The sequence below is a fragment of the Pseudomonas sp. GW822-FHT03F08 genome (assembly GCF_058801265.1).
This window is the reverse complement of the sequence record NZ_JBXANC010000004.1, coordinates 135,265-161,550: the sequence shown is the minus strand read 5'-3', so window position 1 is coordinate 161,550 and position 26,286 is coordinate 135,265. Positions and strand designations below refer to the sequence as shown.

Genomic DNA, 26,286 nt, shown 5'->3' with positions numbered 1-26,286 from the left:
TACAATTTTTGACTCAAGTCATAGGAACTTGCGAAGATTTCAGGCAGTCTTTCCCCCATTCGTGTTTTTGTTAACCCTGCCTTGGAGATTCACCATGTTTTCCAAAGTTGTTGCGGTATCCCTGCTGGCGCTGGCCAGCAGCCAATTGATGGCTGCCGAGTGCAAAACCACCGTTGACTCCACCGACCAGATGTCCTTCACCACCAAGGAGATCGTGATCGACAAGAGCTGCAAGACTTTCACCGTCGAACTGACCCATTCCGGCAGCTTGCCGAAGAACGTCATGGGCCACAACCTGGTGGTCAGCAAGACCGCTGACATGCAGCCGATCGCCACTGACGGCCTGGCCGCGGGCATCGACAAGAACTACCTGAAGGACGGTGACGAGCGCGTCATCGCCCACACCAAGATCATTGGCGCCGGCGAGAAAGATTCGCTGACCATCGACGTATCGAAACTGACAGCCGGCACCGATTACGGTTTCTTCTGTTCGTTCCCGGGCCACATCTCGATGATGAAAGGCACAGTGACCGTGAAGTAAGAAAAACACGGTCAAAAAAAAGCGTCCCGAGGGACGCTTTTTTTATGCCCTGGATTCAAGGCGCAAACGGCATGACGCGTTTGTGATGGGTCTTCTTGTACGTGTTGACGATGATGTCGAACGCTTCCTGACGCACCGGCTCGCCGTGCAGAAAGGCGTCGATCTCGGCGTAGGTCACGCCGTGGGAGGCTTCGTCCGGTTTGCCCGGCGACAGGTCTTCCAGGTCCGCCGTCGGCACTTTTTCCACCAGCGATTCCGGTGCGCCGAAGCTGCGGGCGATGGCCCGGACCTGATTTTTCACCAGACCGCTGAGCGGCGCCAGGTCGCAGGCGCCGTCACCGAACTTGGTGAAGAAACCCATCACCGCTTCCGCCGCGTGATCGGTGCCGATCACCAGGCCATGGGCCGCGCCGGCGATGGTGTACTGAGCGACCATGCGCATCCGCGCCTTGGTGTTGCCGAGCACGAAATCCACCGACACTGCGTGCTTGCCTTCGAAGGCGGCGACTTCGCCGGCCAGGGATTTCACTGCCGGGCCGATGTTGACGGTGTGGCGTTCGTCCGGGGCGATGAAGTCCACCGAGGCCTGGGCGTCGTGTTCATCGAACTGCACGTCGTACGGCAGGCGCACGGCGATGAACTTGTAGCCGTTGTCGCCAGTGCGCTCGCGCAGTTCACGCATGGCGCGCTGGGCCAGGAGGCCTGCGGTCAGCGAGTCGACACCGCCGCTGATGCCCAGCACCAGGGTCTTGAGCCCGGAATTGGTCAGACAATCCTGGATGAAGGTGATGCGTCGGGCGACTTCCGCTTCGAGGGCCTGGTAATCGGCGAACGGCGGCTGAACGTTGAGCTGTTCAGCAATCTCACGCTGTACGGCTTGCATGAATTCACTCCTTGCTAGAAAGGCTGGAAACGGCAGGAACCTGGAAAACGTGTCGCAAATAGGCGACGAAATTCGGGTCTTTGCAGTGGGTCTTGCCCGGCTCGTCGGAGATCTTCGCCACCGGTTGGCCGTTGCAGGCGGTCATTTTAAGCACGATGCTCATCGGTTCGACACCCGGAATGTCACAGGTCAGGTTGGTGCCGATGCCGAAGCTGACATTGATCCGACCGCGCAGCGCGCGGAAGATCTCCAGCGACTTGGGCAGCGTCAGGCTGTCGGAGAACACCAGGGTCTTACTCATCGGGTCGATGCCGAGCTTGTGATAGTGAGCGATGCATTTTTCGCCCCACTGCACCGGATCCCCGGAATCATGACGCAAGCCGTCGAACAGCTTGGCGAAGAACAGATCGAAATCACCGAGGAAGGCATCGGTGGTGATGCAGTCGGTCAGGGCGATCCCCAGCAGGCCGCGGTACTCGCGAACCCAGCAATCGAGTGCGGCAATCTGGCTGTCGATCAGTCGCGGGCCGAGTTGCTGGTGGGCCATGATCCATTCGTGGGCCATGGTGCCCAGCGGTTTCATGTCCAGTTCGCGGGACAGGTGCACGTTGCTGGTGCCGACGAAACGCCCGGGGAAATCATGCTTGAGCACGTTCACCACTTCTTCCTGCACGCGGTAGGAAAACCGTCGGCGTGTGCCGAAATCGGCGACCTGCAACTGCGACAACTCTTCGGCCGAGGCGTTGGCCGTCAGCCAGTCGAACTTGCGGTACAGCTGCTCGCGAGCCTGTTCCAGGACGGTTTCGCGGTAGCGATAGCGGTTGCGCACTTCGCTGACGATCGCCAGCAGCGGCACTTCGAACAGAATCACATGCAGCCACGGCCCGCGCAGACGGATGAACAACTCGCCGTTCTCGATGCCGGTGTGCAGGTAGCGCAGGTTGAAGCGGAACAGGCCGAGGAATCGCAGAAAGTCAGGTTTGAGGAAGCTGATGCGCTCAAGGAAACTCAACTGATCGGCGCTCAGGCTCAACTCGGCCAGACGCTCGACCTGGAAGCGGATCTCTGCCAGATAGGGCCGCAGATCTTCACTGTTACGGCAACGAAACTCCCATTCGACTTCGACGTTGGGGTAGTTGTGCAGCACCGCCTGCATCATCGTCAGTTTGTAGAAGTCGGTGTCGAGCAGGTTCTGCACGATGCGATCGGCAAACACACTCTCGCTCATAACGGGGTCTCCAGGCGGACCGCGCATTGGCGCGGTATCAATCAATGGCGCTAGTGGCTCATATCCGGGGTATGGATTGCCAGCGATTTTTATCCCGGCGCTGAGCCTCAGACCGCCTCAGGACTGTCGATCTGCTCCAGCATCCACTTCACGAAATCACGCACCTTGGGCACTTCCGCCGCGTGTTCCGGGTAGGCCAGGTAATACGCATCGGTGCTGGGCATTGCATGCTGCCAGGGAATGACCAGTTTGCCGTCGGCCAATTCCTCTTCCACCAGAAACCTTGGTAACAGGGCGACGCCGCAGCCGACCTGCGCGGCGCGGATGCACATATAAAAGGTTTCGAAGCGCGGGCCGTGGTAGCTGTGTTCGGTCTGGTAGCCCTGACTGTCGAACCAGTCGTGCCACGCCTGTGGGCGCGAAGCATTCTGCAGCAGGACCAGATCGGTGAGTTGCGTTGGATCAGTCAACGGAGTGTCCGGCAGACTGCTCGGTGCGCAGACCGGCACCAGTTCCTCGCCAAACAACTTCAGGCATTCGGTGCCGGGGCGTGAACCCTGGCCGAAATAGAACGCCAGGTCGCTGCGCCCTTGCAGCAAGTCATCGGCCTCCTGCTCGTTGCACAGGTCCAGATGAATCGACGGATGGCGCAGGCGCCAGCCTTTGAGGCGCGGCACCAGCCAGCGTGCGCCGAAGGTCGAGGGTGTGGAGACGCGCAGGACTTCGGTCTCGCCGCCGTAGGAACGCAGGTAATGGGTCGACATCTCGACCTGAGTCAGGATTTTTCTGACTTCCACCAGGTACAGATCGCCGGCCGGGGTCATCTGCAAACGGCGGCGTACCCGACGGAACAACAAGTGCTGTAACAATTCTTCGAGTTGCGCCACCTGCTTGCTGACGGCGCTCTGGGTCAGGTTCAGTTCCTCGGCGGCCCGGGTGAAACTCAGGTGCCGGGTCACGGCCTCGAAGCACTGCAACGCGGTGATCGACGGCAAGTGGCGTTTGTTCAGCATGGGCGATCCTTTTCTTGTCTTTCTGCGCAGCATGAATAAACGGAATGATATCTCGCGTAAAGGTCGTTTGTTGCACAGCCTTCCTGACGCTACAACTAAAGGTCTGCCCGGTCGTGAAAACGCGCCCGCACACATTCAGTTTTTTGCTTGAGGAGTGACCCATGGTTGCCGCATTGCTTGATCGTCTTGGTGTGAACCCGGCCCTGTACCAGAACGGCAAAGTGCCGGTGCATTCGCCCATCGACGGCAGCCGCATCGCCGCCGTGAACTGGGAAGGCCCGGCCGAAGTCGAGCAGCACATCAGTCGCGCAGATCATGCGTTCGAACAATGGCGAAAAGTGCCGGCCCCGCGTCGCGGCGAGCTGGTGCGCCAGTTCGGCGAAGTGCTGCGCGAGTACAAGAATGATCTTGGCGAACTGGTTTCCTGGGAGGCCGGCAAGATTACTCAGGAAGGCCTGGGTGAAGTGCAGGAGATGATCGACATCTGCGACTTCGCCGTCGGCCTGTCTCGTCAGTTGTACGGTTTGACCATCGCTTCCGAGCGCCCGGGCCACCACATGCGTGAAACCTGGCACCCGCTGGGCGTGGTCGGCGTGATCAGTGCGTTCAACTTCCCGGTCGCGGTGTGGGCGTGGAACACCACGCTGGCGCTGGTCTGCGGCAACCCGGTGGTGTGGAAGCCTTCGGAGAAAACCCCACTGACCGCATTGGCCTGTCAGGCGCTGTTTGATCGCGTGGTGAAGAACTTCAGCGATGCGCCGGCCAATCTGTGCCAGGTCATCATCGGTGGTCGCGATGCCGGCGAAGCGCTGGTGGATGACCCGCGTGTCGCGCTGATCAGCGCCACCGGCAGCACTCGCATGGGCCGCGAAGTGGCGCCGAAAGTCGCCGCACGCTTCGCCCGCAGCATTCTTGAGCTGGGTGGCAACAACGCAATGATCCTCGGCCCGAGCGCCGATCTGGACATGGCCGTGCGCGCCATCCTGTTCAGCGCCGTCGGCACCGCCGGTCAGCGTTGCACCACGTTGCGTCGCCTGATCGCCCATGAATCGGTGAAAGAAGAAATCGTCACCCGCCTGAAAGCCGCGTACTCCAAGGTCCGCATCGGTCACCCGCTGGAAGGTAACCTGATCGGCCCGCTGATCGACAAACACAGCTTCGAAAACATGCAGGACGCGCTGGAACAAGCGCTGAGCGAGGGCGGCCGGGTGTTCGGCGGCAAGCGCCAACTGGAAGACCAATTCCCCAACGCCTACTACGTGTCGCCGGCCATCGTTGAAATGCCGGAGCAGAGCGATGTGGTGTGCAGCGAGACTTTCGCGCCGATCCTGTACGTGGTTGGCTACAGCGACTTCGAAGAGGCGCTGCGCCTGAACAATGCCGTGCCGCAAGGCCTGTCCTCGTGCATCTTCACCACCGATGTGCGCGAGGCCGAGAAATTCATGTCGGCGGTCGGCAGTGATTGCGGCATCGCCAACGTCAACATCGGCCCGAGCGGCGCGGAAATCGGCGGCGCGTTCGGTGGCGAGAAAGAGACGGGTGGTGGTCGCGAGTCGGGCTCGGATGCATGGCGCGCCTACATGCGCCGGCAGACCAACACCGTGAACTACTCGCTGGAGTTGCCGCTGGCACAGGGCATTACGTTCGACTGACAGTTTTCTCAAAGCTATCGACCGTTCCCACGCTCTGCGTGGGAACGGTCATTTTGGTGTGTTTGGCAGGTTTCTGTTGGAGTCTGGCAATGCCGTTACGCGAAGAATGTCTGTGGGAAAAACTCACGCCGCAGCGACCGGATAACACGGCGCTCAGGGGCGAGGTCAAAGTCGATGTCTGCGTGATCGGCGCCGGGTTTACCGGGCTGTCGGCGGCGCTGCATCTGTTGGAGAAGGGCAAAAGCGTCTGCGTGCTCGAAGCCCATCGCACCGGGCATGGCGGATCCGGGCGCAACGTCGGGCTGGTCAACGCCGGCATGTGGATTCCGCCGGACGAGATCGAGGCCGGGTTCGGCGAGGCGGTCGGCAGTCAGCTCAATCGCATGCTCGGTGCGGCGCCGGCGCTGGTGTTCAGCCTTGTGGATAAATACAACATCGATTGCCAGTTGCGCCGCGAAGGCACCTTGCACATGGCGCACAACGCCAAGGGTGAGGCGGATCTGCGCAGTCGCGAAGAACAATGGAAACGCCGCGGTGCGCCGGTCGAACTGCTGACCGGCAAGGCCTGTGAACAGGCGACCGGTACGCAGAAGATTGCCGCCGCGTTGCTCGACCGACGTGCCGGCACGCTCAACCCGATGGCTTATGTCACCGGGCTGGCCAACGCTGTCATCAGCCTTGGCGGGCAGATGTTCGATCATTCCCCGGTCGCGCGTCTTGAGCGCCAGGGGCCGAAATGGTCGGTGCAGACCGAGCAGGGTTCGGTGCTCGCCGAACAAGTGGTGATCGCTTCCAACGCCTACACCGAAGGCGACTGGACCGAACTCAAACGCAATTTCTTTCCCGGTTACTACTATCAGGTCGCTTCGGTGCCGCTCACCGAAGATGCCGCCCATGAAATCCTCCCGGGCGGTCAGGGCTCGTGGGATACCCGCCAGGTGCTGAGCAGCATCCGTCGCGACAAGGACGGGCGTCTGTTGCTGGGCAGCCTTGGCAACGGCAATCAGAAACCGACCTGGTTCCTCAAGGCCTGGGCCGACCGGGTGCAGCAGCATTACTTCCCCAACCTCAAACCTGTGGAGTGGGAATGCACCTGGACCGGGCGCATCGCTTTTACTCCCGATCATTTGATGCGCCTGTTCGAGCCCGCGCCGGGACTGGTGGCCGTCACCGGTTACAACGGCCGTGGCGTGACCACCGGCACCGTGGTCGGCAAAGCCTTCGCCGACTACCTGTGTAACGGAAATCCTCAAGCGTTGCCGATTCCCTTTGCACCGATGCAGCCCCTGGCGGGCGTGGGTTTGCGCAGTTGTCTGTACGAGGCCGGGTTCTCGCTGTATCACGCGGGCCAGTGCCTGCGCATTGTCATTTGAGTGTTGAAATATGTTGCGTGAAGCGGCGCTTTTCGGCGTAGCGACTAGCCTGTAATGGTGCGGGTTGTAGCAGTCCCGCACCAGCAGTGTGCAGTTCGGTGACGCGGGCTGTTACAGGCTGGTTGCACGTCGTTTGGCGCCGCGGTTGCAATGATGGCGCGTGCGGGTTGCGCCTGAAAAAATAAATGGTTTCACCTTCCGCGGTTTAGACGGTTGCACGCCCAATGAAAATGGGAACGAAACAGTCGAAATAACAAGAAAGCAGCGACTTTTTGAAGAATAAAAAACCGATGGCACGGCCCTTGCTCTGAGCAATCCAGTGAAGTCGCAGTGCCAACTAAAAAAAACCTTGGAGCACCACCTCATGTCCCAGACGTTTTACAAGAAAGGCTTTCTGGCCCTCGCAGTGGCTACTGCGCTGGGTGTTTCTGCGTTTGCACAAGCTGATGTGAAAATCGGTGTGGCGGGCCCTATGACTGGCGCCAACGCGGCATTTGGCGAGCAGTACATGAAGGGGGCACAAGCGGCGGCCGATGCGGTCAACGCGGCGGGCGGCGTCAACGGGGAGAAAATCGTCCTGGTCAAAGGCGATGACGCCTGCGAACCGAAACAGGCGGTGACGGTCGCCAAGGACCTCACCAACCAGAAAGTCGCCGGTGTGGTTGGCCACTTCTGCTCGTCCTCCACCATTCCTGCGTCGGAGATCTACGACGAAGCCGGCATCATCGCGATCACCCCGGGTTCCACCAACCCGCAAGTGACCGAGCGCGGTCTGAGCGCCATGTTCCGTATGTGCGGCCGTGACGACCAGCAAGGCATCGTCGCCGGCGACTACATCGTCGACGTGCTCAAGGGCAAGAAAGTGGCCGTGCTGCACGACAAGGACACCTACGGTCAGGGCCTGGCCGATGCGACCAAGGCACAGTTGACCAAGCGCGGCGTGACGCCGGTGCTGTACGAAGGCCTGACCCGTGGCGAGAAAGACTTCAGCGCCGTGGTCACCAAGATCCGCGCGGCCGGTGCCGACGTGGTCTACTTCGGCGGCCTGCACCCGGAAGCCGGTCCTCTGGTCAAGCAACTGCGTACCGAAGGCCTGAAAGACGTGAAATTCATGTCTGACGACGGCATCGTGACCGACGAACTGGTAACCACCGCCGGCGGCCCGCAATACGTCGACGGCGTGCTGATGACCTTCGGCGCCGACCCGCGCCTGCTGCCGGAAAGCAAGACTGTAGTGGATGCCTTCCGCAAGGCCGGCACCGAGCCTGAAGGCTACACCCTGTACGCCTACGCTTCGGTTCAAGCACTGGCTGCGGGCTTCAACGGCGCCAAGTCCAACAAGGGCGAAGACGCTGCCAAATGGCTGAAAGCCAACCCTGTGAAAACCGTGATGGGCGAGAAGACCTGGGACGCCAAGGGCGACCTGAAAGTCTCCGACTACGTGGTTTACCAGTGGGACAAGGACGGCAAATATCACCAGCTGGAAAAACAGAAGTAAGGGCTGACGCGATCGGCTGACCTCTGCAGAAATTCTGTGGGGGCCAGCCCGGTCGTGGCTGACATTGCTCCGACGTACATCTGTATTTTTCCTAGAAGAACCGCGCGCCCCAGGGTGTGCAGGTTCTCACTGCGTGAGATTGCGTTATGGATGGTATTTTCCTGCAGCAACTGGTCAACGGCCTGACCCTCGGGTCGGTCTATGGCCTGATCGCCATCGGCTACACAATGGTCTACGGCATCATCGGCATGATCAACTTCGCCCACGGCGAGGTTTACATGATTTCCGCTTACCTCGCGGCAATCAGTCTGGCTCTGCTGGCTTACTTCGGTATCGAATCCTTCCCGCTGCTGATGCTCGGCACACTGGTCTTCACCATCGTCGTCACGGGGGTGTATGGCTGGGTCATCGAACGCATCGCCTACAAACCACTGCGCAACTCCACCCGACTGGCACCGCTGATCAGCGCCATCGGTATCTCCCTGATTCTGCAAAACTATGCGCAGATCAGCCAGGGCGCCCGTCAACAGGGTGTTCCGACGCTGCTCACCGGTGCCTGGCGCATCGACGTCGGCTCGGGCTTCGTCCAGCTGACCTACACCAAGATCTTCATTCTCGTCGCGGCGTTCGTCGGGATGGGCCTGCTGACCTACGTGATCAAGTACACCAAGCTCGGCCGTATGTGCCGCGCGACCCAGCAAGACCGCAAGATGGCTTCGATTCTGGGGATCAACACCGACCGGGTGATTTCCTACGTGTTCATCATCGGTGCAGCGATGGCGGCCCTGGCCGGCGTGCTGATCACCATGAACTACGGCACGTTCGACTTCTACGCAGGCTTCGTCATCGGCATCAAGGCGTTCACTGCCGCGGTGCTCGGCGGGATCGGCTCGCTGCCTGGCGCCATGCTCGGCGGGATCATCCTCGGGATCTCCGAGTCGCTGTTCTCGGGCCTGGTCAACTCCGACTACAAAGACGTGTTCAGCTTCTCGCTGCTCGTACTTGTTCTGGTCTTCCGGCCTCAGGGCCTGCTGGGCCGTCCTCTTGTGTCGAAGGTGTAAGCGATGTCTTCAACCACTACAAAATCCATAGATGTCAAAAAAAGCCTGGTTGAGGCGATTCTCGCCGGTCTGATTGCCCTGATCGTGTTCGGGCCGATTGTCGGCGTGGTACTCGACGGCTACAGCTTCAACCTCGAACCGACCCGCGTGGCGTGGATCATTGCCATCGTCATGGCCGGCCGGTTTGCCCTCAGCCTGTTCCTGCAAACCCCCAAGGGCCTGAAAATCCTCGAAGGATTCGAGAGCACCGGTTCCGGCGTGCATGTGCTGCCCGCCGATCACAAATCCAGGCTGCGCTGGATCATCCCGCTGCTGATCGTGCTGGCCGTGGCCGTGCCGTTCGTTTCCAACTCCTACCTGCTGGGCGTGGTCATCCTCGGGTTGATCTACGTGTTGCTGGGGTTGGGACTGAACATCGTGGTCGGTCTGGCCGGCCTGCTCGACCTCGGTTACGTGGCGTTCTACGCCATCGGTGCCTACGGTCTGGCGCTCGGGTATCAGTACCTCGGCCTGGGTTTCTGGACCGTGCTGCCGCTGGCGGCGATCACCGCTGGGCTGGCCGGTTGCATCCTCGGTTTCCCGGTGTTGCGACTGCACGGCGACTACCTGGCGATCGTGACCCTCGGTTTCGGTGAAATCATCCGTCTGATCCTCAACAACTGGCTGTCCCTGACCGGCGGTCCGAACGGCATGCCGGCGCCACTGCCGACGTTCTTCGGCCTGGAATTCGGCAAGCGGGCGAAGGATGGCGGGGTGCCGTTCCACGAGTTCTTCGGCATCGCCTACAACCCGGACGTGAAGTATTACTTCATCTATGCGGTGTTGTTCCTGGTGGTGCTGGCCGTGCTGTACATCAAGCATCGTCTGGTGAAGATGCCGGTCGGTCGCGCCTGGGAAGCCCTGCGTGAAGACGAGATCGCCTGCCGCTCGATGGGCCTCAACCACGTGCTGGTCAAGCTCTCGGCGTTCACTATCGGTGCATCCACCGCCGGTCTGGCAGGTGTGTTCTTCGCCACCTATCAAGGCTTCGTCAACCCGACCTCGTTCACCTTCTTCGAATCGGCGCTGATCCTCGCCATCGTCGTGCTCGGCGGCATGGGGTCGACCATCGGTGTGGTGATCGCAGCGTTCGTGCTGACCGTTGCTCCGGAACTGCTGCGCGGCTTCGCCGAATACCGCGTGCTGCTGTTCGGGATCCTGATGGTGTTGATGATGATCTGGCGACCTCGCGGGCTGATCCGCATCAGCCGTACCGGGGTCACTCCACGCAAAGGTGCCATTCACTATGAGAGGACTGCGCCATGAGTGAAGTCGTACTCTCTGTTGAAAAACTGATGATGCACTTCGGTGGCATCAAGGCCTTGAGCGACGTCAGCCTGAAGGTCAAACGCAATTCGATCTTCGCCCTGATCGGCCCCAACGGCGCCGGCAAGACCACGGTGTTCAACTGCCTGACCGGGTTCTACAAGGCCTCTGGCGGCAAGATCGAACTCAACGTGCGTGGCCAGCAGACCAACGTCATCAAGTTGCTGGGCGAGTCGTTCAAGCCGACCGACTTCGTCTCGCCGAAAAACTTTGCCAGTCGTCTGTACTACAAGATGTTCGGCGGCACCCACCTGGTGAACCGCGCGGGTCTGGCCCGGACGTTCCAGAACATTCGCCTGTTCAAGGAAATGTCGGTGCTGGAAAACCTGCTGGTGGCCCAGCACATGTGGGTCAACCGCAACATGCTGGCCGGCATCCTCAACACCAAGGGCTATCGCAAGGCCGAAAGCGATGCGCTGGACTGCGCGTTCTACTGGCTGGAAGTGGTGGACCTGGTGGACTGCGCCAACCGTCTGGCCGGTGAACTGTCCTACGGCCAGCAACGCCGTCTGGAGATTGCCCGGGCCATGTGCACGCGGCCGCAGATCATCTGCCTCGACGAACCGGCCGCCGGCCTCAACCCTCAGGAAACCGAAGCGCTGAGCGCGATGATCCGGCTGCTGCGCGACGAGCACGATCTGACCGTGGTGCTGATCGAACACGACATGGGCATGGTAATGAGCATTTCCGATCACATCGTGGTGCTGGACCACGGCATCGTCATCGCCGAGGGCGGTCCGGAGGCTATCCGTCACGATCCGAAGGTGATTGCGGCTTATCTGGGCGCCGACGAAGAGGAAGTCGTATGACGCAACCCATCCTCGAACTCAAGGATCTGGACGTATTCTACGGCCCGATCCAGGCCCTCAAAGGCGTTTCGCTGCAGATCAACGAAGGGGAAACCGTCAGCCTGATCGGCTCCAACGGCGCGGGCAAGTCGACGCTGCTGATGTCGATCTTCGGCCAGCCACGGGCGGCAGGCGGACAGATCGTCTATCAAGGCGTGGACATTACCCACAAGTCATCGCACTACATCGCCTCCAACGGCATCGCGCAGTCGCCGGAAGGGCGGCGGGTGTTCCCCGACATGACCGTCGAGGAAAACCTGCTGATGGGCACCATCCCGATTGGCGACAAGTACGCCAAGGAAGACATGCAGCGCATGTTCGAGCTGTTCCCGCGGCTTGAAGAGCGTCGCACTCAGCGCGCAATGACCATGTCCGGTGGCGAACAGCAGATGCTCGCCATTGCCCGGGCGCTGATGAGCCGTCCCAAGCTGTTGCTGCTGGATGAGCCGAGCCTGGGGCTGGCGCCGATCGTGGTGAAACAGATCTTCGCCACCCTGCGGGAACTGGCGAAAACCGGCATGACCATTTTCCTTGTCGAGCAGAACGCCAACCATGCGTTGAAACTGTCCGACCGGGCGTACGTGATGGTCAACGGCGAGATCCGCCTGACGGGTACCGGAAAGGAACTGCTGGTGAATGAGGAGGTGCGTAACGCCTATCTCGGCGGGCACTGAGTTTTCAGGTTTTCCACAGCGATACAGAGCCCCGAGACGCCAGTCCCGGGGCTTTTTTGTATCCAGAATCCATCACGATCCACGCCATTCCCGAAATTGTGGAAAACAAAATCCCCAACCTGCCAAAGCGCGACATATAGACGCTGCAAATCGCTGTTTTTCCACAGTTTTGACTTGTCCCCGTTTGCTGTGGAGCCGGCTGTGAATAACGTGGGAGTAGCTGGCTGAGAGCCTTTCAAACCGTGGCTTGCAGGCCTGTGGTTGTTTTTTGAACAGGCCTTTTCCCAGTTGCTGAGGGTTCGTTTGTCAACCTTTTTATGGCCACGGCAAAACAGGCGAATGCATGTGCGCAAGCCTGTGGATAAGTCTGTGATTAAACTCTGGAAAGACTGCGCTAAGGGCCGTGATTACTGGCCCTGCGCAATCACGGCGGTGACCGGTCGGTCGTGCAAAATGCCTTGCCCGGCACAATCGGCGGATCAGGGTCAAGCGAAAAACTTTGCTTTTACGGCGCAAAGCCTTGTGTGGCGTGGCTTTGCGCATTTCCACTTGCCCCCGGAAACTGTGGAAGGGCTTGTGGATAACGTGCGTGCATGTGGCTACAGGCCACGCCACTCAAGGCGTTGCGAGCATTGATCAAATAATGAGCAGAAATGCACGCCAGTCGGTGGTTGCTCGTGAATGCGGGGCCGGGCATGCTGCCTGCTGATTTTCTATTCCAATGGCTGCCCCGGGTGGCCGAAGCAAGGAGAACACGATGTCCAACACCCTGTTTATCACCGGCGCGACGTCCGGTTTTGGTGAAGCCTGTGCCCGTCGTTTTGCCGAGGCCGGCTGGAAACTGGTGCTGACCGGTCGTCGTGAAGAACGCCTCAACGCGCTGTGTGCCGAGCTGTCGAAGCAGACCGAAGTGCATGGTCTGGTGCTGGACGTGCGTGATCGCAAGGCGATGGAGGAGGCGATTGCCAACCTGCCGCCGTCTTTCGCCAAGCTGCGCGGCCTGATCAATAACGCAGGTCTCGCGCTGGGCGTGGATCCTGCACCGAAGTGCGACCTCGATGATTGGGACACCATGGTCGACACCAACGTCAAAGGCCTGATGTACAGCACGCGTCTGCTGCTGCCACGTTTGATCGCCCATGGTCGCGGCGCCAGCATCGTCAACCTCGGTTCCATCGCTGGTAATTACCCGTATCCGGGCAGCCACGTTTATGGCGCGACCAAGGCGTTCGTTAAACAGTTCTCGCTGAACCTGCGCTGCGATTTGCAGGGCACCGGCGTACGCGTCAGCAACATCGAACCGGGCCTGTGCGAGAGCGAGTTCTCGCTGGTGCGTTTCGCGGGCGATCAGGCGCGTTACGACGCGACCTACGCCGGTGCCGAGCCGATCCAGCCGCAGGACATTGCCGAGACCATCTTCTGGGTGCTGAACGCACCGGCGCACATCAACATCAACAGCCTGGAGCTGATGCCGCTGAGCCAGACCTGGGCGGGTTTTGCCATCGAGCGTAACAAGGCTTGATACGGTTTTGCCCTCTTCGCCAGCGGGCTGGCGAAGAGGGCAAATCGGCCAGAATCTGGCAGTAAGGTAGACTCATCCCTCAACAACCCCGCCGCACCCTGCGGTTTTCAAGGTTTTTCGAGGAGTTCAAGTGAGTAACCGAGGTGAGCAGTCGCTGCTCAAACAATCGACCATCCTGATGTTCGCCGTGGCGATCGCCGGGATCGTCACCGGTTTTGTTTCGGGTTCCCAGTCCATCCTGTTCGATGGCTTTTTTTCGTTGATTGCAACGTTCATCAAAGTCCTGATGTTGATCACGGCGAAGCTCATCGCCAAGCAAAGCAACCAGCGCTTCCAGTTCGGCTTTTGGCATCTGGAGCCGATGGTGCTGCTGATCGAGGGCAGTTTCCTGCTGCTGATCGCGATCTATGCGTTTCTCAACGGCGTGTTCGGCATCATCAACGGCGGTCGTGAAATCGAGCTGGGTCTGGTGATCATCTACGCGGCGGTGTTTACCGTTGTCGAGTTCGCCTACTTCTTCTACGTGCGCCACCGTAATCGCAAGCTCAAGTCGAGCCTGATCCAGTTCGACAACATCAGTTGGCTGGTGGATGCGATGCTGTCGGTGGGCCTGTTGATCAGTTTCCTCGCGGCGCTGCTGCTCAAGTCCCAGGGCTATGGCGAATGGGCGAAATTTGTCGACCCGCTGATTCTCATCGTGCTGGCCCTGACCATGCTGCCGCCGGCCTTCAAGATTCTTGGCCCGGCGCTGCGTGACGTGCTCGGTATTGCGCCGGACACGCTGGACGATCAAGTCCGTCAGGTGATGGACGCGGCAAAGGTCGAGCATGGTTTCGACGACTACGTGTCCTACGTGCAGAAGCACGGGCGGGCGCGGTTCATCGAGATTCATGTGGTGTTGCCGGCGGATTACCGGCTGCAGAGCGTCGGCCAACTGGATGTGCTGCGTGAGGCGATTTCCGCGAAGCTGGGCAAACCGGATGCGGCGCGCTGGCTGACCATCAGCTTCACTGGCGACAGGAAGTGGATTGCCTGATGTTATGTGGCGAGGGAGTTTGCTCCCTCGCCACGGCTGTCAGCTCAGATAGTCGGCGAGGCCGCGATAGCAGGTCGCCAAGTGATACGGCGTGGTCGACGGCATGTCCTTGCGGCTGACCTCGCCCTGTTCGTCGCGGCACTCGTTCCAGCCACCTGCATGCAGGAAGCGCTGCTGCAACGCCTGCAACTGGCGCAGCACGGCGGCTTCGCTGCCCGGACGCAGTGTCAGCGCGCGCAGGTATTCGGCCTGGGCCCAGATGCGCTGGGTCGAATCTTTCGGGCGTCCGTCCCTATTCAGATCGAGCATGGCCCGCACGGCACCGGACGGCTGCACCACACCGAACTGCTCGGTGAACGCAAAGGCCCGGTCCAGGGCGGCATGCAGTTTCGAACCGAGCAGCAGGGGCGAGGACTCCAGCAGGAAATACCACTCGAACTGATGGCCCGGCTCATACCAGTTATCCACAGCCCCCAGCGGTTTTTCCATCAGCACGCCATGTTGCGGATCGACGAAACGCTTGTGCATGGCTGTGCATAACTCGCTCAGCGCTTGCTTGACCTGTGCGTCTTCGCGCACGGCCAGCGTGGCCAGGAAGGCTTCGGCCAGGTGCATCAATGGGTTTTGCAGCGGGCCGGTTTCCAGGGTGATCCAGTCACGGTCGAGGCAGGCTTCATAGAGGCCGTCACCGGTGGCAAAACGCCGGCCGATGACTTCCAGCGCAGCGTTCAGGGTCGATTCGACCAAGGGCTCGCGGGACTTTTCCCAGTAATGCGCGCAAGCGAACAGGATGAAGGCGTGGGTGTAGAGGTCCTTGCGCTGATCCAGCGGTTTGCCCTGCGGATCGATGCTGTAGAACCAGCCGCCGTGCTCGGCATCGTGGAAGTGCCGTTGCAGGGAGCGGAACAGTGCGGCCGCCCGAACTTCGGCGTTATCCACAACCCCGATCAGGCTGGAAAACAGATACAGCTGCCGTGCGCAGGCCATGGCCCGATAGCGCTGCGGTGGCAGCGGCTGATGCGCGGCATCCAGCGCCTCGTAAGGCAACGCCATGTCGGCGTTCCAGCCCGGTCCTTGCCAGAGGGGCACGATCACGTCCAGAAAGTGCTGTTGCACTTCACCGAACAGGGTGGTCAATTCAGGCAGGGAGGTGGAGCGGGAAGCGTGGGGCATGGGCGGACGTCGTCACGGCAGGGGCGATTGCGCGACATGGTAGCAGAGAGTGGCGATCGATCGTTCCCGCGCCATGCGCGGGAACGATCAGAGGTGCCATTCAGCCGGCCAGTAACCACGCGCCCGTCACCGCCGAAGCCGCTCCGGCCAGTCGCACCAGTGGTGCAGCAGCCTGAGGCAGAAAACGCACGACCGCATAACCCGTTGCATGCAGGGCAGCTGTCGCGACCACGAAACCGGCGGTATACGCCCATGGGCTCGACATATCCGGCAACTCCAGACCGTGGGCCACGCCATGGAACAGCGCAAACAGCGCCGTTGCCGCCACCGCCATCACCAATGGCGGACGCACCGCCAGCGCCACCGCCAGGCCCAGCGCCAGCACCGACGCGGCAATCCCGCTTTCCAGCGCCGGCAACTCCAGCCCTTCAAACCCGAGCAGGCCGCCGATAAGCATGGTGCCAACGAAAGTGCACGGTAGCGCCCAGCGTGCCGCGCCTTGCTGCTGCGCCGCCCACAGACCGACGGCCACCATCGCCAGCAAATGGTCGAGGCCGCCGATCGGGTGACTGATGCCGGCCACCAGGCCAGAGTCGCCGTGTCCGGGGTGGGCGAAGGCCAGTGCCGGTGTCAGCAGGAGTGCGATGGCGCCGAGAATGCGTTTGAGTGTCATGAATAAGCTTCCGTGTTGATCAATGAATCAGGCTGCAGTCAGCAGGCCCTGGCGTTCGATGAAGGCGATGATGTCTTCCAGGCCCTGACCGGTTTTCTGGTTGCTGAACACGAACGGCTTGCCGTTGCGCATGCGTTGAGTGTCGCTGTTCATCATCTCCAGCGAGGCGCCGACCAGCGGCGCGAGGTCGATCTTGTTGATCACCAGCAGGTCGGATTTGCAAATGCCGGGCCCGCCCTTGCGCGGCAGCTTGTCGCCGGCCGACACGTCGATCACGTAGATGGTCAGGTCGGACAGTTCCGGGCTGAAGGTCGCGGAAAGATTGTCGCCACCGGACTCCACCAGAATCAGGTCCAGCCCCGGAAAACGCCGGTTCAGTTGATCCACCGCTTCAAGGTTGATCGAGGCGTCTTCGCGAATCGCCGTGTGCGGGCAGCCACCGGTTTCCACGCCGATGATGCGTTCCGGCGCCAGCGCTTCATTGCGAACCAGAAAGTCGGCGTCTTCGCGGGTGTAGATGTCGTTGGTGACCACCGCCAGGTTGTAGCGTTCGCGCAGCGCCAGGCACAGGGCCAGGGTCAACGCGGTTTTGCCGGAACCGACCGGGCCGCCAATGCCGACGCGAAGGGGTTGTGTGTTCATGTGATTCTCCAGATAAAAGGCCCTAGGAACGGAACAGGCGGCTGTACTGGCGCTCATGGGCCATGCACGCCAGGGACAGACCGAACGCGGCGCTGCCGAGGTGTTCGGGATTGATTCGGGTGGCGTCCTGCTGGGCCTGTTGCAGCAGCGGCAGCAGTTCGCTGGTCAGGCGCTGGGCGGCTTGCTGGCCCAGCGGCAGGGTTTTCATCAGTACCGCGAGCTGGTTTTCCAGCCAGCTCCACAGCCACGCGGCGAGGGCGTCCTGCGGGCTGATCTGCCAGGCGCGGGCCGCCAGTGCCCAGCACAGGGCAAGGTGCGGTTCGGCGCAGTGTTCGAGAAAGTCCCGCGCTGCCTGATCGAGTTCGGGCAAGCCGTTGAGCAATTGCTGCAACGAGTAGCCCATCTGCCGGCTCTCCAGATGCAGTTCGCGGGTTTCGCGGCTGGCGCGGTGGCTTTCGCAGAGTTTGCGCAATTCATCCCAGTTTTCGTCCGCTGCGCTCTGGCAGTGGGCAAGCAGCATGGGCGCTTCGAACCGCGCGAGATTGAGCAGCAATTGATCGCTGATCCAGCGGCGGGCGCTGTCCGGGCTGTCGACGCGGCCGTTATCCACCGCCATCTCCAGGCCTTGCGAATAGCTGTAGCCGCCAATCGGCAGTTGCGGACTGGCCAGGCGCAGCAGCGCCCAGGCCGGGTTCACAAACGGACGCCGAACTGGTGGAGTTTCGGCGCGTAGTTGAAGTCCTCGTCACCGTGTCGCGAATGGTGATGGCCGCCACCGTAGGCGCCGTGTTCCGGCTGGAACGGGGCTTCGATGGATTCGACCTGCGCACCCAGTTGTTCGAGCATGGCCTTGAGCACGTAATCGTCGAGCAGACGCAACCAGCCGTCACCGACTTGCAGCGCGACGTGGCGATTGCCCAGGTGATAGGCCGCGCGGGTCAGTTCAAAGGCGTTGGCGCAGGTGACGTGCAGCAGTTGTTCGGGGCGGGCGCAGACCCGGACGATCCGGCCATCTTCGGCTTGCAGGCATTCGCCGTCATGCAGCGGCGGCTGGCCGCGCTCCAGAAACAATCCGACGTCTTCGCCTTCGGCACTGAAACAGCGCAGGCGGCTTTTGCTCCGGGCTTCGAAAGTCAGGTGCAACTCGGCGGCCCAGACGGGTTGAGGGTCGATTCTGCGATGAATCACCAGCATCGGAAAGCTTCCTGCTATGGACAATGCTCAGGTTAGAGCAAGGGGCTTGCCAATCGGACGAGACGTAGGAAAACCCTGTCGGAGCCTAGCGGATGTTTCAAGATGTTGCAGGATTGTGAGGTATTTTGGTGCATGAAGGTTTTTACATGCACCAATTTACGGCGCAAAAAAAATCGCAGCTCCAGGCTGCGATTTTGGTCTGCTTACTCGGTACTCCCGAGCCCTTGCCAGTGTTTGAGCCCGATAAAGATGAAGCGCAACTGCTGGGTGATCTTCGCCTGTGGCGTCAGATGCTCGGGCAGGGCTTCGGCCGGTGGATCGATGATGTCCGGCAGGGTGGCGAACACCGATTTGACGATCAGGTCGGCCATCACGCTCAAGCCTTCACGGTTCAGGTGCTGGAGTTTGGGCATCAAGGCCAGATCCGCCGCCAGGTCGGAACTGATGTTTTCACGCAAACGGCCAATCGCCTGACGCACCGGCAGCGATCCACCGTACTGCTCACGGGCCAGAAACAGGAACTGCGAACGGTTGGCGCTGACCACGTCAAGGAAGATCCGCACCGACGCATCGATGATCCCGCCCATGACGAATTCGTTATGGCGCACCAGGCGGATGGTTTCGCGGAAGGTCTGGCCGACTTCGCTGACCAGTACCAGGCCGAGTTCGTCCATGTCGGCGAAATGCCGGTAGAAACCGGTGGGCACGATGCCAGCGGTTTTCGTCACTTCACGCAGGCTCAGGCTGCCGAATCCTCGGCCGCTTTCCATCAAGTGGCGGGCAGCGTCCATCAGGGCGTTGCGGGTCTGTTGTTTCTGTTCGGCGCGGGGCAGCATCGCAAGGGTGTGTTCTTAGGCAAGACAAGCGCCGCACTCTAGCAAATCGGCTTTGTCGGCGTCGAACGGCAGCGGGGGAGATGGAAGCGGGAAATCGCGACTTCTTTATACAGGCTGCTGAAAAGTCAAAAGCCCAATCCGGGGATTGGGCTTTTTTTCCAGGCCGCCACGGGCTTAGCTCAAAGCGCTGTTGCGTTCGATCACGCGGTCACCACCACCTTCGGCCAGGGTTTGACCTTGTGGGGTTTTGTCGTAGCCATCTGCAGCCAGGGTTTGGCCTTGTGGAGTGCGGTCGGAACCATCAGCAGCCAGGGTCTGGCCTTGTGGGGTGCGATCGGAACCATCGGCTGCAAGGGTTTGACCTTGTGGAGTGCGATCCGAGCCGTCTTGAACCAGACCTTTTTCTTCCAGACGATCACGGCCACCTTCAGCTACGGTTTGACCTTGTGGGGTCTTGTCATAGCCATCTTGAACCAGACCTTTTTCTTCCAGGCGGTTACGACCGTTTTCAGCCAGGGTCTGGCCTTGTGGAGTGCGGTCAGAACCGTCAGCGGCAACAGTCTGGCTGAACACCGAGTGGCTGGATTTCACTTGCGGGGTAGCCTGGTCGGCGGCTGGCAGAGCGAAAGCGGTGCTGGCCAGCATCGAGAGGGTAAGACTGAACAGAAGTTGGCGTTTCATGATGGGTTGCTCCTTGGGAGGGCGATAAAGTGGGTACGAAGCTAATGCTACTCTCGATAAGTCGATATAAAAGTTCATAAACACAATGGTAATAATCAACAGAATTGATTGTTCGCTCGGGAGGCTCTAGCTCGGGCGTTTCAGGCGAGCGGTTTTGCACCGCAGTGGGTATTTTCCACCCACTTACGCCTCGCAAAAGTGCGGGGCCGGTAACGCCGACTCGACCGATCGGTCAGAATGGCGACCGTTTTTTGGCCCTGATGGGGCTTTCGATTAAACCTGCGGGCTGTTTGTCAGTCGTAGACTTCATGAGGGCCCTATCAGGCCCGTCGTTTCAGCGGTGTCGATCCGCCGTCGTATTCAGGAGCTTTGTGCAATGACGCGCACGCGTAAAATCTTCGCCTGGACCTTCGCCACCCTCCTGCTGTTGCTGGCGGTGCTGGTCCTGATCATCGTGTTCTTCGATTGGAACCGGATCAAACCGCCCCTAAACGCCAAAGTATCGGAAGAATTGCACCGACCGTTCGCCATCAACGGCAACCTCGCCGTGGTCTGGCAGCGTGAGCCGGACGAGGGCGGCTGGCGCGCCTGGGTGCCGTGGCCGCATGTGGTGGCCGAAGACCTGACCCTGGGCAACCCGGATTGGTCGAAGCAGCCGCAGATGGTCACCCTCAAGCGGGTTGAACTGCGCATTTCGCCGCTGGCGCTGCTGGCGCAACGGGTGACGATCCCGCGTATCGACCTGACTGAACCCAACGCGCAATTGCAGCGCCTGGCCGATGGTCGTGCCAACTGGACGTTCAAGTTCGATCCCAAGGACCCGAATGCCGAGCCCTCGAGCTGGGTGGTAGACATCGGCGCCATCGGTTTCGACAAGGGCCACGTCACTCTGGACGACCAGACCCTCAAGACCAACCTCGACCTGTTGATCGACCCGCTGGGAAAGCCGATTCCCTTCAGCGAAATCGTCGGCGACAAAGCGGCGAAAACCGCGCTGGAAAAGGGCGGCGCACCGCAGGATTATGCTTTCGCACTGAAAGTCACCGGCCAGTACCACGGTCAGAAACTCGCCGGCCAAGGCAAGATCGGCGGCCTGCTGGCCTTGCAGGATGCGGCCAAACCGTTCCCGCTGCAGGCCCAGGCGAAGATCGGCGACACCAGTATCGAACTCGCCGGCACCCTGACCGATCCACTGAACCTGGGCGCCCTCGATCTGCGCCTGAAACTGGCGGGCGCCAGCCTGGGCAATCTCTATCCGCTGACCGGCGTCACCCTCCCGGATACACCGCCATACGCCACCGACGGTCATTTGATCGCCAAACTGCATGAGCCGGACGGCGCGCAGTTCCGCTATGAACAGTTCAACGGCAAGATCGGCGGCAGCGACATTCACGGCGATCTCGCCTACGTCGCCAGTCAGCCACGGCCCAAGCTGAGTGGCGCGCTGCTGTCCAATCAACTGCTGTTCGCCGACCTCGCACCGTTGATCGGTGCCGACTCCAATGACAAGCAAAAGGCCCGCGGCGGTGAAAGCAAACAACCGGCGGACAAAGTGCTGCCGGTGGAAGAGTTCAAGACCGAGCGCTGGCGCGATATGGATGCCGACGTCGAATTCACCGGCAAACGCATCGTCCACAGCGAGAAGTTGCCGTTCACCGACCTCTATACCCACCTCAAACTCAACGACGGCGAACTGAGCCTGGAGCCGCTGCGCTTCGGCGTGGCCGGCGGCAACCTTGATGCGCAGATCCGCCTCAATGGCCGCACTGAACCATTGGAAGGCCGGGCAAAACTGACCGCGCGCAAGTTCAAGCTCAAGCAACTGTTCCCGACTTTTGAACCGATGAAGACCAGCTTCGGTGAACTCAATGGTGACGCCGACATCAGCGGTCGCGGCAACTCGGTGGCCAAGCTGCTGGGCGGTGCCAACGGCAATCTGAAGATGCTGATCAACGACGGGGCGATCAGTCGTGAGCTGATGGAGCTGGCGGGCCTCAACGTCGGCAACTACGTGGTCGGCAAGGTCTTTGGCGACAAGGAAGTGAAGATCAACTGCGCGGCGGCGGACTTCGACATCAAGACCGGGCTGGCGACCACGCGGCTATTCGTCTTCGACACCGAGAACGCGATCATCTACATCGACGGCACGGCGAACATGGCCACCGAGCAACTGGACCTGACCGTGACCCCGGAATCCAAGGGCTGGCGTCTGATCTCCCTGCGCTCGCCGTTGTACGTGCGCGGCAAGTTCATCAAACCTGATGCCGGGGTGAAAGCGGTGCCGCTGATCCTGCGTGGGGCCGGCATGGTGGCGCTGGGCGTGATCGCCGCGCCGGCGGCGGGGCTGCTGGCGCTGGTGGCGCCGAGCGGCGGCGAGCCGAATCAGTGCGCGCCGTTGCTGGAGCAGATGAAGGCAGGCAAGGCGCCGGTGACCGTCAAACCCACCCGATAAACCCCAAATGATCGTAGCTTCGGGCCGAGGCTACGATCGCGGCGACAGTCCCGACAACAGCGCCTCTTCGCGCAGCCAGGCAAAAAACGCTTTCACCGGGGGATGTCGCTCGCGCCCCGGAACGCACAGGGCGCTGTAACCGGCGCCGTTGACCTGCACCTCTCCCTTGTACGGCACCAGCAGACCGCTGGCGACGCTCTCCGACACCAGAATATTGCTCGCCAGCACCAGCCCTTGCCCGGCAATGGCGGCTTGCAGCGCGTAATGTTCTTCGTCGTATTCGCGGACGGCCGGGTGCTGATACAACCAGTTCTCGCCTGACTGCGCGCACCACGCTTCCCAACCATGGGCGTAGAGCTTCGAGTTATGCCAACGCACGCTGATCAATGCCGGGGTGCGGCGGGCGGCCAGCGCCACCTGTTCCGGCGAGCCATACACGCCGAACGATTCATCGAACAGGCACAACCCGTAGAGGTTCGGGTAGTCGTCGAGGCTGTAGCGCAACACCAGATCGACGCTGGCGTCCTGATTCAGATCGATCACTTCGCAATGGGTGTCCAGACGCACGTTGATGTTCGGGTGTTTCGCGTAAAACCGCCCCAGTCGCGGCACCAGCCACAGCGCGGCGAAGGCGGCGGTGGTCGACAGCGTCAGGCTGCTGCCGCTGCGTTGCGGGCGCAGGGTGTCGACGCTTTGCGCCACCTCCAGAAACGCCCCGTGCAGGCTGCGGAACAGCCGCTCGCCACCCTCGGTCAGTCGCACCTGACGCGGCAGGCGTTCGAACAACGCCACGCCGAGCCAGTCCTCCAGCGAGCGGATCTGATGGGAAATTGCCGTCGGCGTCACCGCCAGTTCTTCGGCGGCAGCCTTGAAACTCAATAGCCGTGAGGCGGATTCGAACGCGCGCAGGGCGGTCAGCGGCAATGAAGCGAACATGAAAACTCCATGGATGAAATCAATTCATCCAGACTGATTTTTGCTCATTTGAGGCGATGACTGAATGGCAGCAATCTGGCGCCACACAGCCACTCAAGTCTAGTCCCAAGGAGATTCAGATGAGCAAGATTCTTGCGATCCATGCCAGCCCACGCGGTGAGCGCTCCCATTCGCGGCGCCTGGCGGAAAGTTTTCTCAGCGCCTGGCAAATCCGTCATCCGCAGGCTCAGGTCACCCGCCGTGAAGTCGGGCGGGCGCTGATCCCGGCGGTCAACGAGGCGTTTGTCGCGGCGGCGTTTTACCCGGAGCCCGAGGCTCGGCCACTGTCGATGCAGGCCGATCTGGCCCTCAGCGATCAACTGGTGGGCGAGTTGTTCGAGCACGACCTGCTGCTGATTTCCATGCCGATGTACAACTTCAACGTGCCCAGCGGCCTCAAGGCCTGGGTCGATCAGATCGTGCGCCTGGGCCTGACGTTCGATCACACCCTGGACAATGGCATCGCCCAGTACACGCCGCTGTTGCGCGGCAAGAAAGCGCTGATCGTCACCAGTCGCGGCGGTTTCGGTTTCGGCCCGGGTGGCGAGCTGGAGGCGCTGAACCACGCCGATCCATGGTTGCGCACGGCGCTGGGTTTCATCGGCATCAACGACGTCACGGTGGTCGCAGCCGAGGGCGAGGAATCCGCCGAACGCACCTTCGCGGTGTCGGTGGCTGAGGCCGAGCAGCGCTTGCTCGACCTGGCCCGGGAGTTCTAAGTGGCCTGGCTGTTTCTGCTGATTGCCGCCGGGTTCGAAGTCACCTTCGCCATGGGCATGAAGTACGCCGAGGGTTTCACCCGGCTGTGGCCGTCGCTGGTTACCGTGGTCGCGGCGGTAGGCGGGATTTATTTCCTGACCCTGGCAATGCGCGAGCTGCCGGTGAGCATCGCCTACCCGATCTGGACCGCCATCGGCTCGCTCGGCACGGTGTTTCTCGGTTTCGCGCTGCTGGGCGAGAGCCTGACGCTGGTGAAGTTGCTGTCGGTGGGGCTGATTGTGGCGGGGGTGGTGGGGCTGAAGTAGGCTGGTCGTGGAGTTGTCATCATCGAGGAGGATGCTTGGCGGGCGTTTTGCACGTCATGCATCCACCCACCGACCACAGGGATGTCTGCCCATGTCGCAGGATTCGGCCACACGTTATCCACTGGTGCTGGTGCCGGGAATGCTCGGGTTTATCCGGCTGGTGCTGTACCCGTACTGGTACGGGATCATCGCCGCGTTGCGCCGGGGTGGTGCGACTGTGATTGCGGTGCAGGTGTCGCCGCTCAATTCCACCGAGGTGCGCGGCGAGCAGTTGCTGGCGCGCATCGATGAAATCCTGCGCGAGACCGGCGCCGCCAGGGTCAATCTGTTCGGCCATAGCCAGGGCTCGCTGACGGCGCGTTACGCGGCGGCGAAGCGCCCGGATCTGGTGGCGTCGGTAACGTCGGTGGCCGGACCCAATCACGGTTCGGAACTGGCCGACTATCTGGCGAAACACTATCCGGCAGACAGTGCCCGGGGCCGCATTCTTGAGGCGCTGCTGCGTTTTGTCGGCTGGTTGATGGCACTCATGGAAACCGGTTACCTCGGGCCGAAACTGCCGGTGGATATCCACGCCTCACACCATTCCCTGACCACCGAAGGCGTGGCGCTGTTCAACCAGCGTTATCCACAGGGCTTGCCGGAAACCTGGGGCGGGCAGGGGCCGGAAGAGGTCAACGGCGTGCGTTATTACTCGTGGTCCGGCACCTTGCAGCCGGGCAAGACCGACCGTGGCGGCAACCTGTTCGACGGTACCAATCGCAGTTGCCGGTTGTTTGCCAAGACCTTCGTGCGCGAGCCGGGGCAGTGCGACGGCATGGTCGGACGCTACAGCTCGCACCTGGGCACGGTGATCGGTGATGACTACCCGATGGATCACTTCGACATCGTTAACCAGTCGCTGGGACTGGTCGGCAAAGGGGCGGACCCGGTGCGGCTGTTCGTCGAGCACGCGGCGCGGTTGAAAGCCGCCGGGGTCTAGGCGGCGCTCGGGGTGCGGGAGCGGCCGAGGACGGTCGTCCAGCGCTCGGAAAGAATCACCCCGCCCAAGGTCAGCAAACCGCCTACCAGGTGATACATCGCCAGTTGTTCCTTCAACACCACCGCGGCAATCAGCGCGGTGATCAACGGCAACAGGTTGAAGAACAGCGTGGTCCGACTCGGCCCCAGACGCTGCACAGCCTGCATCCACGCCAGCGGCGCGAGCATCGAGGCCAGCAGGCACGCGTACAGCACCAGCGGAATGTTCTGCAGGGTCAGGCCGGTTTTCGGCGACACGGCGTACAGCGGAAACAGCACCACCACCGCCACCAGCACCTGCAAGTACAGCAACACCAGTGGCGGCAGGCGCAGCTGCCATTTTTTCAGCAGGGTGCTGTAGATCGCGTAGGCGAGGGTAGCGATCAGCATCATCGCGTCACCCAGGTTCACCCCGTGTTGCAGCAGCGCGCCGAGGCTGCCGGACGACACCACCACCAGCACACCGGCGAATGACAGCACCGCACCGACCAGCGCGCCGGCGGTGAGGCGCTGGCCGAGGCTGATGATTGCCATCGCCAGCGACATCAACGGCATCAGCGACAGGATGATGCCCATGTTGGTGGCGGTGGTCATGGTCGCGGCGAAGTAGGCCAGGCTCTGATAGACCGCCATGCCGAGCACGCCGAGGATGAAAATCTTGCCCAGGTTCGGGCGGATCTGCGGCCAGTGCGCAATCACCTTCCTGAGCATGAACGGGGTAAACAGCAGGCCGGCGAGCAGCCAGCGGTAGAAGCCGATTTCGGCGGGGAAGATCGCACCGACAGCCAGCTTGTTGATCACGGTGTTGCCGGCCCAGATGAAAATCGCCAGCAGGGGAAACGCGTATTGCATGGGAAGAGAAACCAGTACGTTGATGAACGGTGATTATCCCCTGTCTGGATGCAGGCCTATACTGCGAAC

At 61.1% G+C, this 26,286-nt stretch carries 26 protein-coding genes; 14 read left to right on the top strand and 12 right to left on the bottom strand.

Going from position 1 to position 26,286, the window contains the following annotated elements:
- Positions 1–94: 94 nt before the first annotated feature.
- Entirely contained in the window at positions 95–541 is a 447-nt protein-coding gene (gene azu, locus AC1RME_RS11255; protein ID WP_096819804.1) for an azurin, read from the top strand.
- A gap of 55 nt (positions 542–596) precedes the next feature.
- On the opposite strand, the gene nadE is transcribed toward azu, so the two are convergent.
- The 3 genes from nadE to AC1RME_RS11240 form a co-directional block, all read right to left on the bottom strand.
- Positions 597–1,424 carry an NAD(+) synthase gene (nadE, locus tag AC1RME_RS11250; RefSeq protein WP_096819803.1) on the bottom strand — a complete coding sequence of 276 codons (828 nt, stop codon included), beginning with the start codon at positions 1,422–1,424 and terminating at the stop codon, positions 597–599.
- Positions 1,425–1,428: 4 nt separating this feature from the next.
- Positions 1,429–2,652, bottom strand: coding sequence for a nicotinate phosphoribosyltransferase (pncB, locus tag AC1RME_RS11245; RefSeq protein ID WP_085685119.1), 1,224 nt, complete (start codon positions 2,650–2,652; stop codon positions 1,429–1,431).
- A gap of 107 nt (positions 2,653–2,759) precedes the next feature.
- On the bottom strand, positions 2,760–3,665 hold the full coding sequence (locus AC1RME_RS11240; protein ID WP_096819802.1) for a LysR family transcriptional regulator: 906 nt from the start codon (positions 3,663–3,665) through the stop codon (positions 2,760–2,762).
- 161 nt (positions 3,666–3,826) lie between these two features.
- Between AC1RME_RS11240 and amaB the strand changes: the two genes are divergently transcribed.
- The 9 genes from amaB (at position 3,827) to AC1RME_RS11195 (ending at position 14,694) form a co-directional block, all read left to right on the top strand.
- Positions 3,827–5,317 (top strand): L-piperidine-6-carboxylate dehydrogenase, encoded by a 1,491-nt coding sequence (amaB, locus tag AC1RME_RS11235; protein WP_096819801.1) that lies wholly within the window; start codon positions 3,827–3,829, stop codon positions 5,315–5,317.
- An 89-nt stretch (positions 5,318–5,406) separates the two neighbouring features.
- Positions 5,407–6,690 (top strand): L-pipecolate oxidase, encoded by a 1,284-nt coding sequence (gene amaA / locus AC1RME_RS11230; protein WP_493091222.1) that lies wholly within the window; start codon positions 5,407–5,409, stop codon positions 6,688–6,690.
- Positions 6,691–7,054: 364 nt separating this feature from the next.
- Positions 7,055–8,188 (top strand): ABC transporter substrate-binding protein, encoded by a 1,134-nt coding sequence (locus AC1RME_RS11225; protein WP_096819799.1) that lies wholly within the window; start codon positions 7,055–7,057, stop codon positions 8,186–8,188.
- 146 nt (positions 8,189–8,334) lie between these two features.
- The gene (locus tag AC1RME_RS11220; protein ID WP_007950661.1) at positions 8,335–9,249 is read left to right on the top strand and encodes an ABC transporter permease subunit; all 915 of its coding nucleotides are present in this window, start codon (positions 8,335–8,337) and stop codon (positions 9,247–9,249) included.
- Positions 9,250–9,252: 3 nt separating this feature from the next.
- A complete protein-coding gene (livM, locus tag AC1RME_RS11215; RefSeq protein ID WP_096819798.1) occupies positions 9,253–10,554 on the top strand; it encodes a high-affinity branched-chain amino acid ABC transporter permease LivM in 1,302 nt (433 codons plus the stop codon).
- The gene (locus tag AC1RME_RS11210; RefSeq protein WP_096819797.1) at positions 10,551–11,423 is read left to right on the top strand and encodes an ATP-binding cassette domain-containing protein; all 873 of its coding nucleotides are present in this window, start codon (positions 10,551–10,553) and stop codon (positions 11,421–11,423) included. Before livM ends, AC1RME_RS11210 begins: the two co-directional genes overlap by 4 nt.
- A complete protein-coding gene (locus AC1RME_RS11205; RefSeq protein WP_096819796.1) occupies positions 11,420–12,136 on the top strand; it encodes an ABC transporter ATP-binding protein in 717 nt (238 codons plus the stop codon). Before AC1RME_RS11210 ends, AC1RME_RS11205 begins: the two co-directional genes overlap by 4 nt.
- A gap of 757 nt (positions 12,137–12,893) precedes the next feature.
- Positions 12,894–13,658 (top strand): SDR family oxidoreductase, encoded by a 765-nt coding sequence (locus AC1RME_RS11200; RefSeq protein WP_493091220.1) that lies wholly within the window; start codon positions 12,894–12,896, stop codon positions 13,656–13,658.
- A gap of 130 nt (positions 13,659–13,788) precedes the next feature.
- Positions 13,789–14,694, top strand: coding sequence for a cation diffusion facilitator family transporter (locus AC1RME_RS11195; protein ID WP_102620120.1), 906 nt, complete (start codon positions 13,789–13,791; stop codon positions 14,692–14,694).
- 39 nt (positions 14,695–14,733) lie between these two features.
- Here AC1RME_RS11195 and AC1RME_RS11190 read toward each other — a convergent pair whose 3' ends face one another.
- The 7 genes from AC1RME_RS11190 to AC1RME_RS11160 all read right to left on the bottom strand — a co-directional run bounded on the left by AC1RME_RS11190 (position 14,734) and on the right by AC1RME_RS11160 (position 19,893).
- Positions 14,734–15,867, bottom strand: a complete 1,134-nt coding sequence (locus AC1RME_RS11190) for an AGE family epimerase/isomerase (protein ID WP_493091218.1) — start codon at positions 15,865–15,867, stop codon at positions 14,734–14,736.
- 100 nt (positions 15,868–15,967) lie between these two features.
- Positions 15,968–16,540: a HupE/UreJ family protein gene (locus AC1RME_RS11185; protein ID WP_493091216.1), complete on the bottom strand. Its 573-nt coding sequence runs from the start codon at positions 16,538–16,540 to the stop codon at positions 15,968–15,970.
- Between the two features lie 27 nt (positions 16,541–16,567).
- Positions 16,568–17,182 (bottom strand): urease accessory protein UreG, encoded by a 615-nt coding sequence (ureG, locus tag AC1RME_RS11180; protein ID WP_007950645.1) that lies wholly within the window; start codon positions 17,180–17,182, stop codon positions 16,568–16,570.
- 22 nt (positions 17,183–17,204) lie between these two features.
- Positions 17,205–17,879: an urease accessory protein UreF gene (locus AC1RME_RS11175; protein WP_102620117.1), complete on the bottom strand. Its 675-nt coding sequence runs from the start codon at positions 17,877–17,879 to the stop codon at positions 17,205–17,207.
- A complete protein-coding gene (ureE, locus tag AC1RME_RS11170) occupies positions 17,876–18,376 on the bottom strand; it encodes an urease accessory protein UreE (RefSeq protein WP_096819791.1) in 501 nt (166 codons plus the stop codon). Before ureE ends, AC1RME_RS11175 begins: the two co-directional genes overlap by 4 nt.
- Positions 18,377–18,579: 203 nt before the next feature.
- Positions 18,580–19,212: a TetR family transcriptional regulator gene (locus AC1RME_RS11165; RefSeq protein WP_096819790.1), complete on the bottom strand. Its 633-nt coding sequence runs from the start codon at positions 19,210–19,212 to the stop codon at positions 18,580–18,582.
- Between the two features lie 174 nt (positions 19,213–19,386).
- Positions 19,387–19,893 (bottom strand): hypothetical protein, encoded by a 507-nt coding sequence (locus tag AC1RME_RS11160; RefSeq protein ID WP_096819789.1) that lies wholly within the window; start codon positions 19,891–19,893, stop codon positions 19,387–19,389.
- Between the two features lie 376 nt (positions 19,894–20,269).
- Between AC1RME_RS11160 and AC1RME_RS11155 the strand changes: the two genes are divergently transcribed.
- A complete protein-coding gene (locus tag AC1RME_RS11155; RefSeq protein ID WP_096819788.1) occupies positions 20,270–22,345 on the top strand; it encodes an AsmA family protein in 2,076 nt (691 codons plus the stop codon).
- Between the two features lie 30 nt (positions 22,346–22,375).
- Here the strand turns inward: AC1RME_RS11155 and AC1RME_RS11150 are convergent, their stop codons facing one another.
- Positions 22,376–23,281: a LysR substrate-binding domain-containing protein gene (locus AC1RME_RS11150; protein WP_096819787.1), complete on the bottom strand. Its 906-nt coding sequence runs from the start codon at positions 23,279–23,281 to the stop codon at positions 22,376–22,378.
- A gap of 119 nt (positions 23,282–23,400) precedes the next feature.
- Between AC1RME_RS11150 and AC1RME_RS11145 the strand changes: the two genes are divergently transcribed.
- The 3 genes from AC1RME_RS11145 (at position 23,401) to AC1RME_RS11135 (ending at position 25,327) form a co-directional block, all read left to right on the top strand.
- On the top strand, positions 23,401–24,039 hold the full coding sequence (locus AC1RME_RS11145; RefSeq protein WP_096819786.1) for an FMN-dependent NADH-azoreductase: 639 nt from the start codon (positions 23,401–23,403) through the stop codon (positions 24,037–24,039).
- Complete coding sequence (locus tag AC1RME_RS11140) at positions 24,040–24,345, top strand: DMT family transporter (protein WP_096819785.1); 306 nt, start codon at positions 24,040–24,042, stop codon at positions 24,343–24,345. It begins immediately after the preceding gene.
- A gap of 91 nt (positions 24,346–24,436) precedes the next feature.
- Positions 24,437–25,327 (top strand): esterase/lipase family protein, encoded by an 891-nt coding sequence (locus tag AC1RME_RS11135; protein WP_096819784.1) that lies wholly within the window; start codon positions 24,437–24,439, stop codon positions 25,325–25,327.
- On the opposite strand, the gene AC1RME_RS11130 is transcribed toward AC1RME_RS11135, so the two are convergent.
- On the bottom strand, positions 25,324–26,217 hold the full coding sequence (locus AC1RME_RS11130) for a DMT family transporter (protein WP_096819783.1): 894 nt from the start codon (positions 26,215–26,217) through the stop codon (positions 25,324–25,326). The genes AC1RME_RS11135 and AC1RME_RS11130 overlap by 4 nt on opposite strands.
- Between the last annotated feature and the right edge of the window lie 69 nt (positions 26,218–26,286).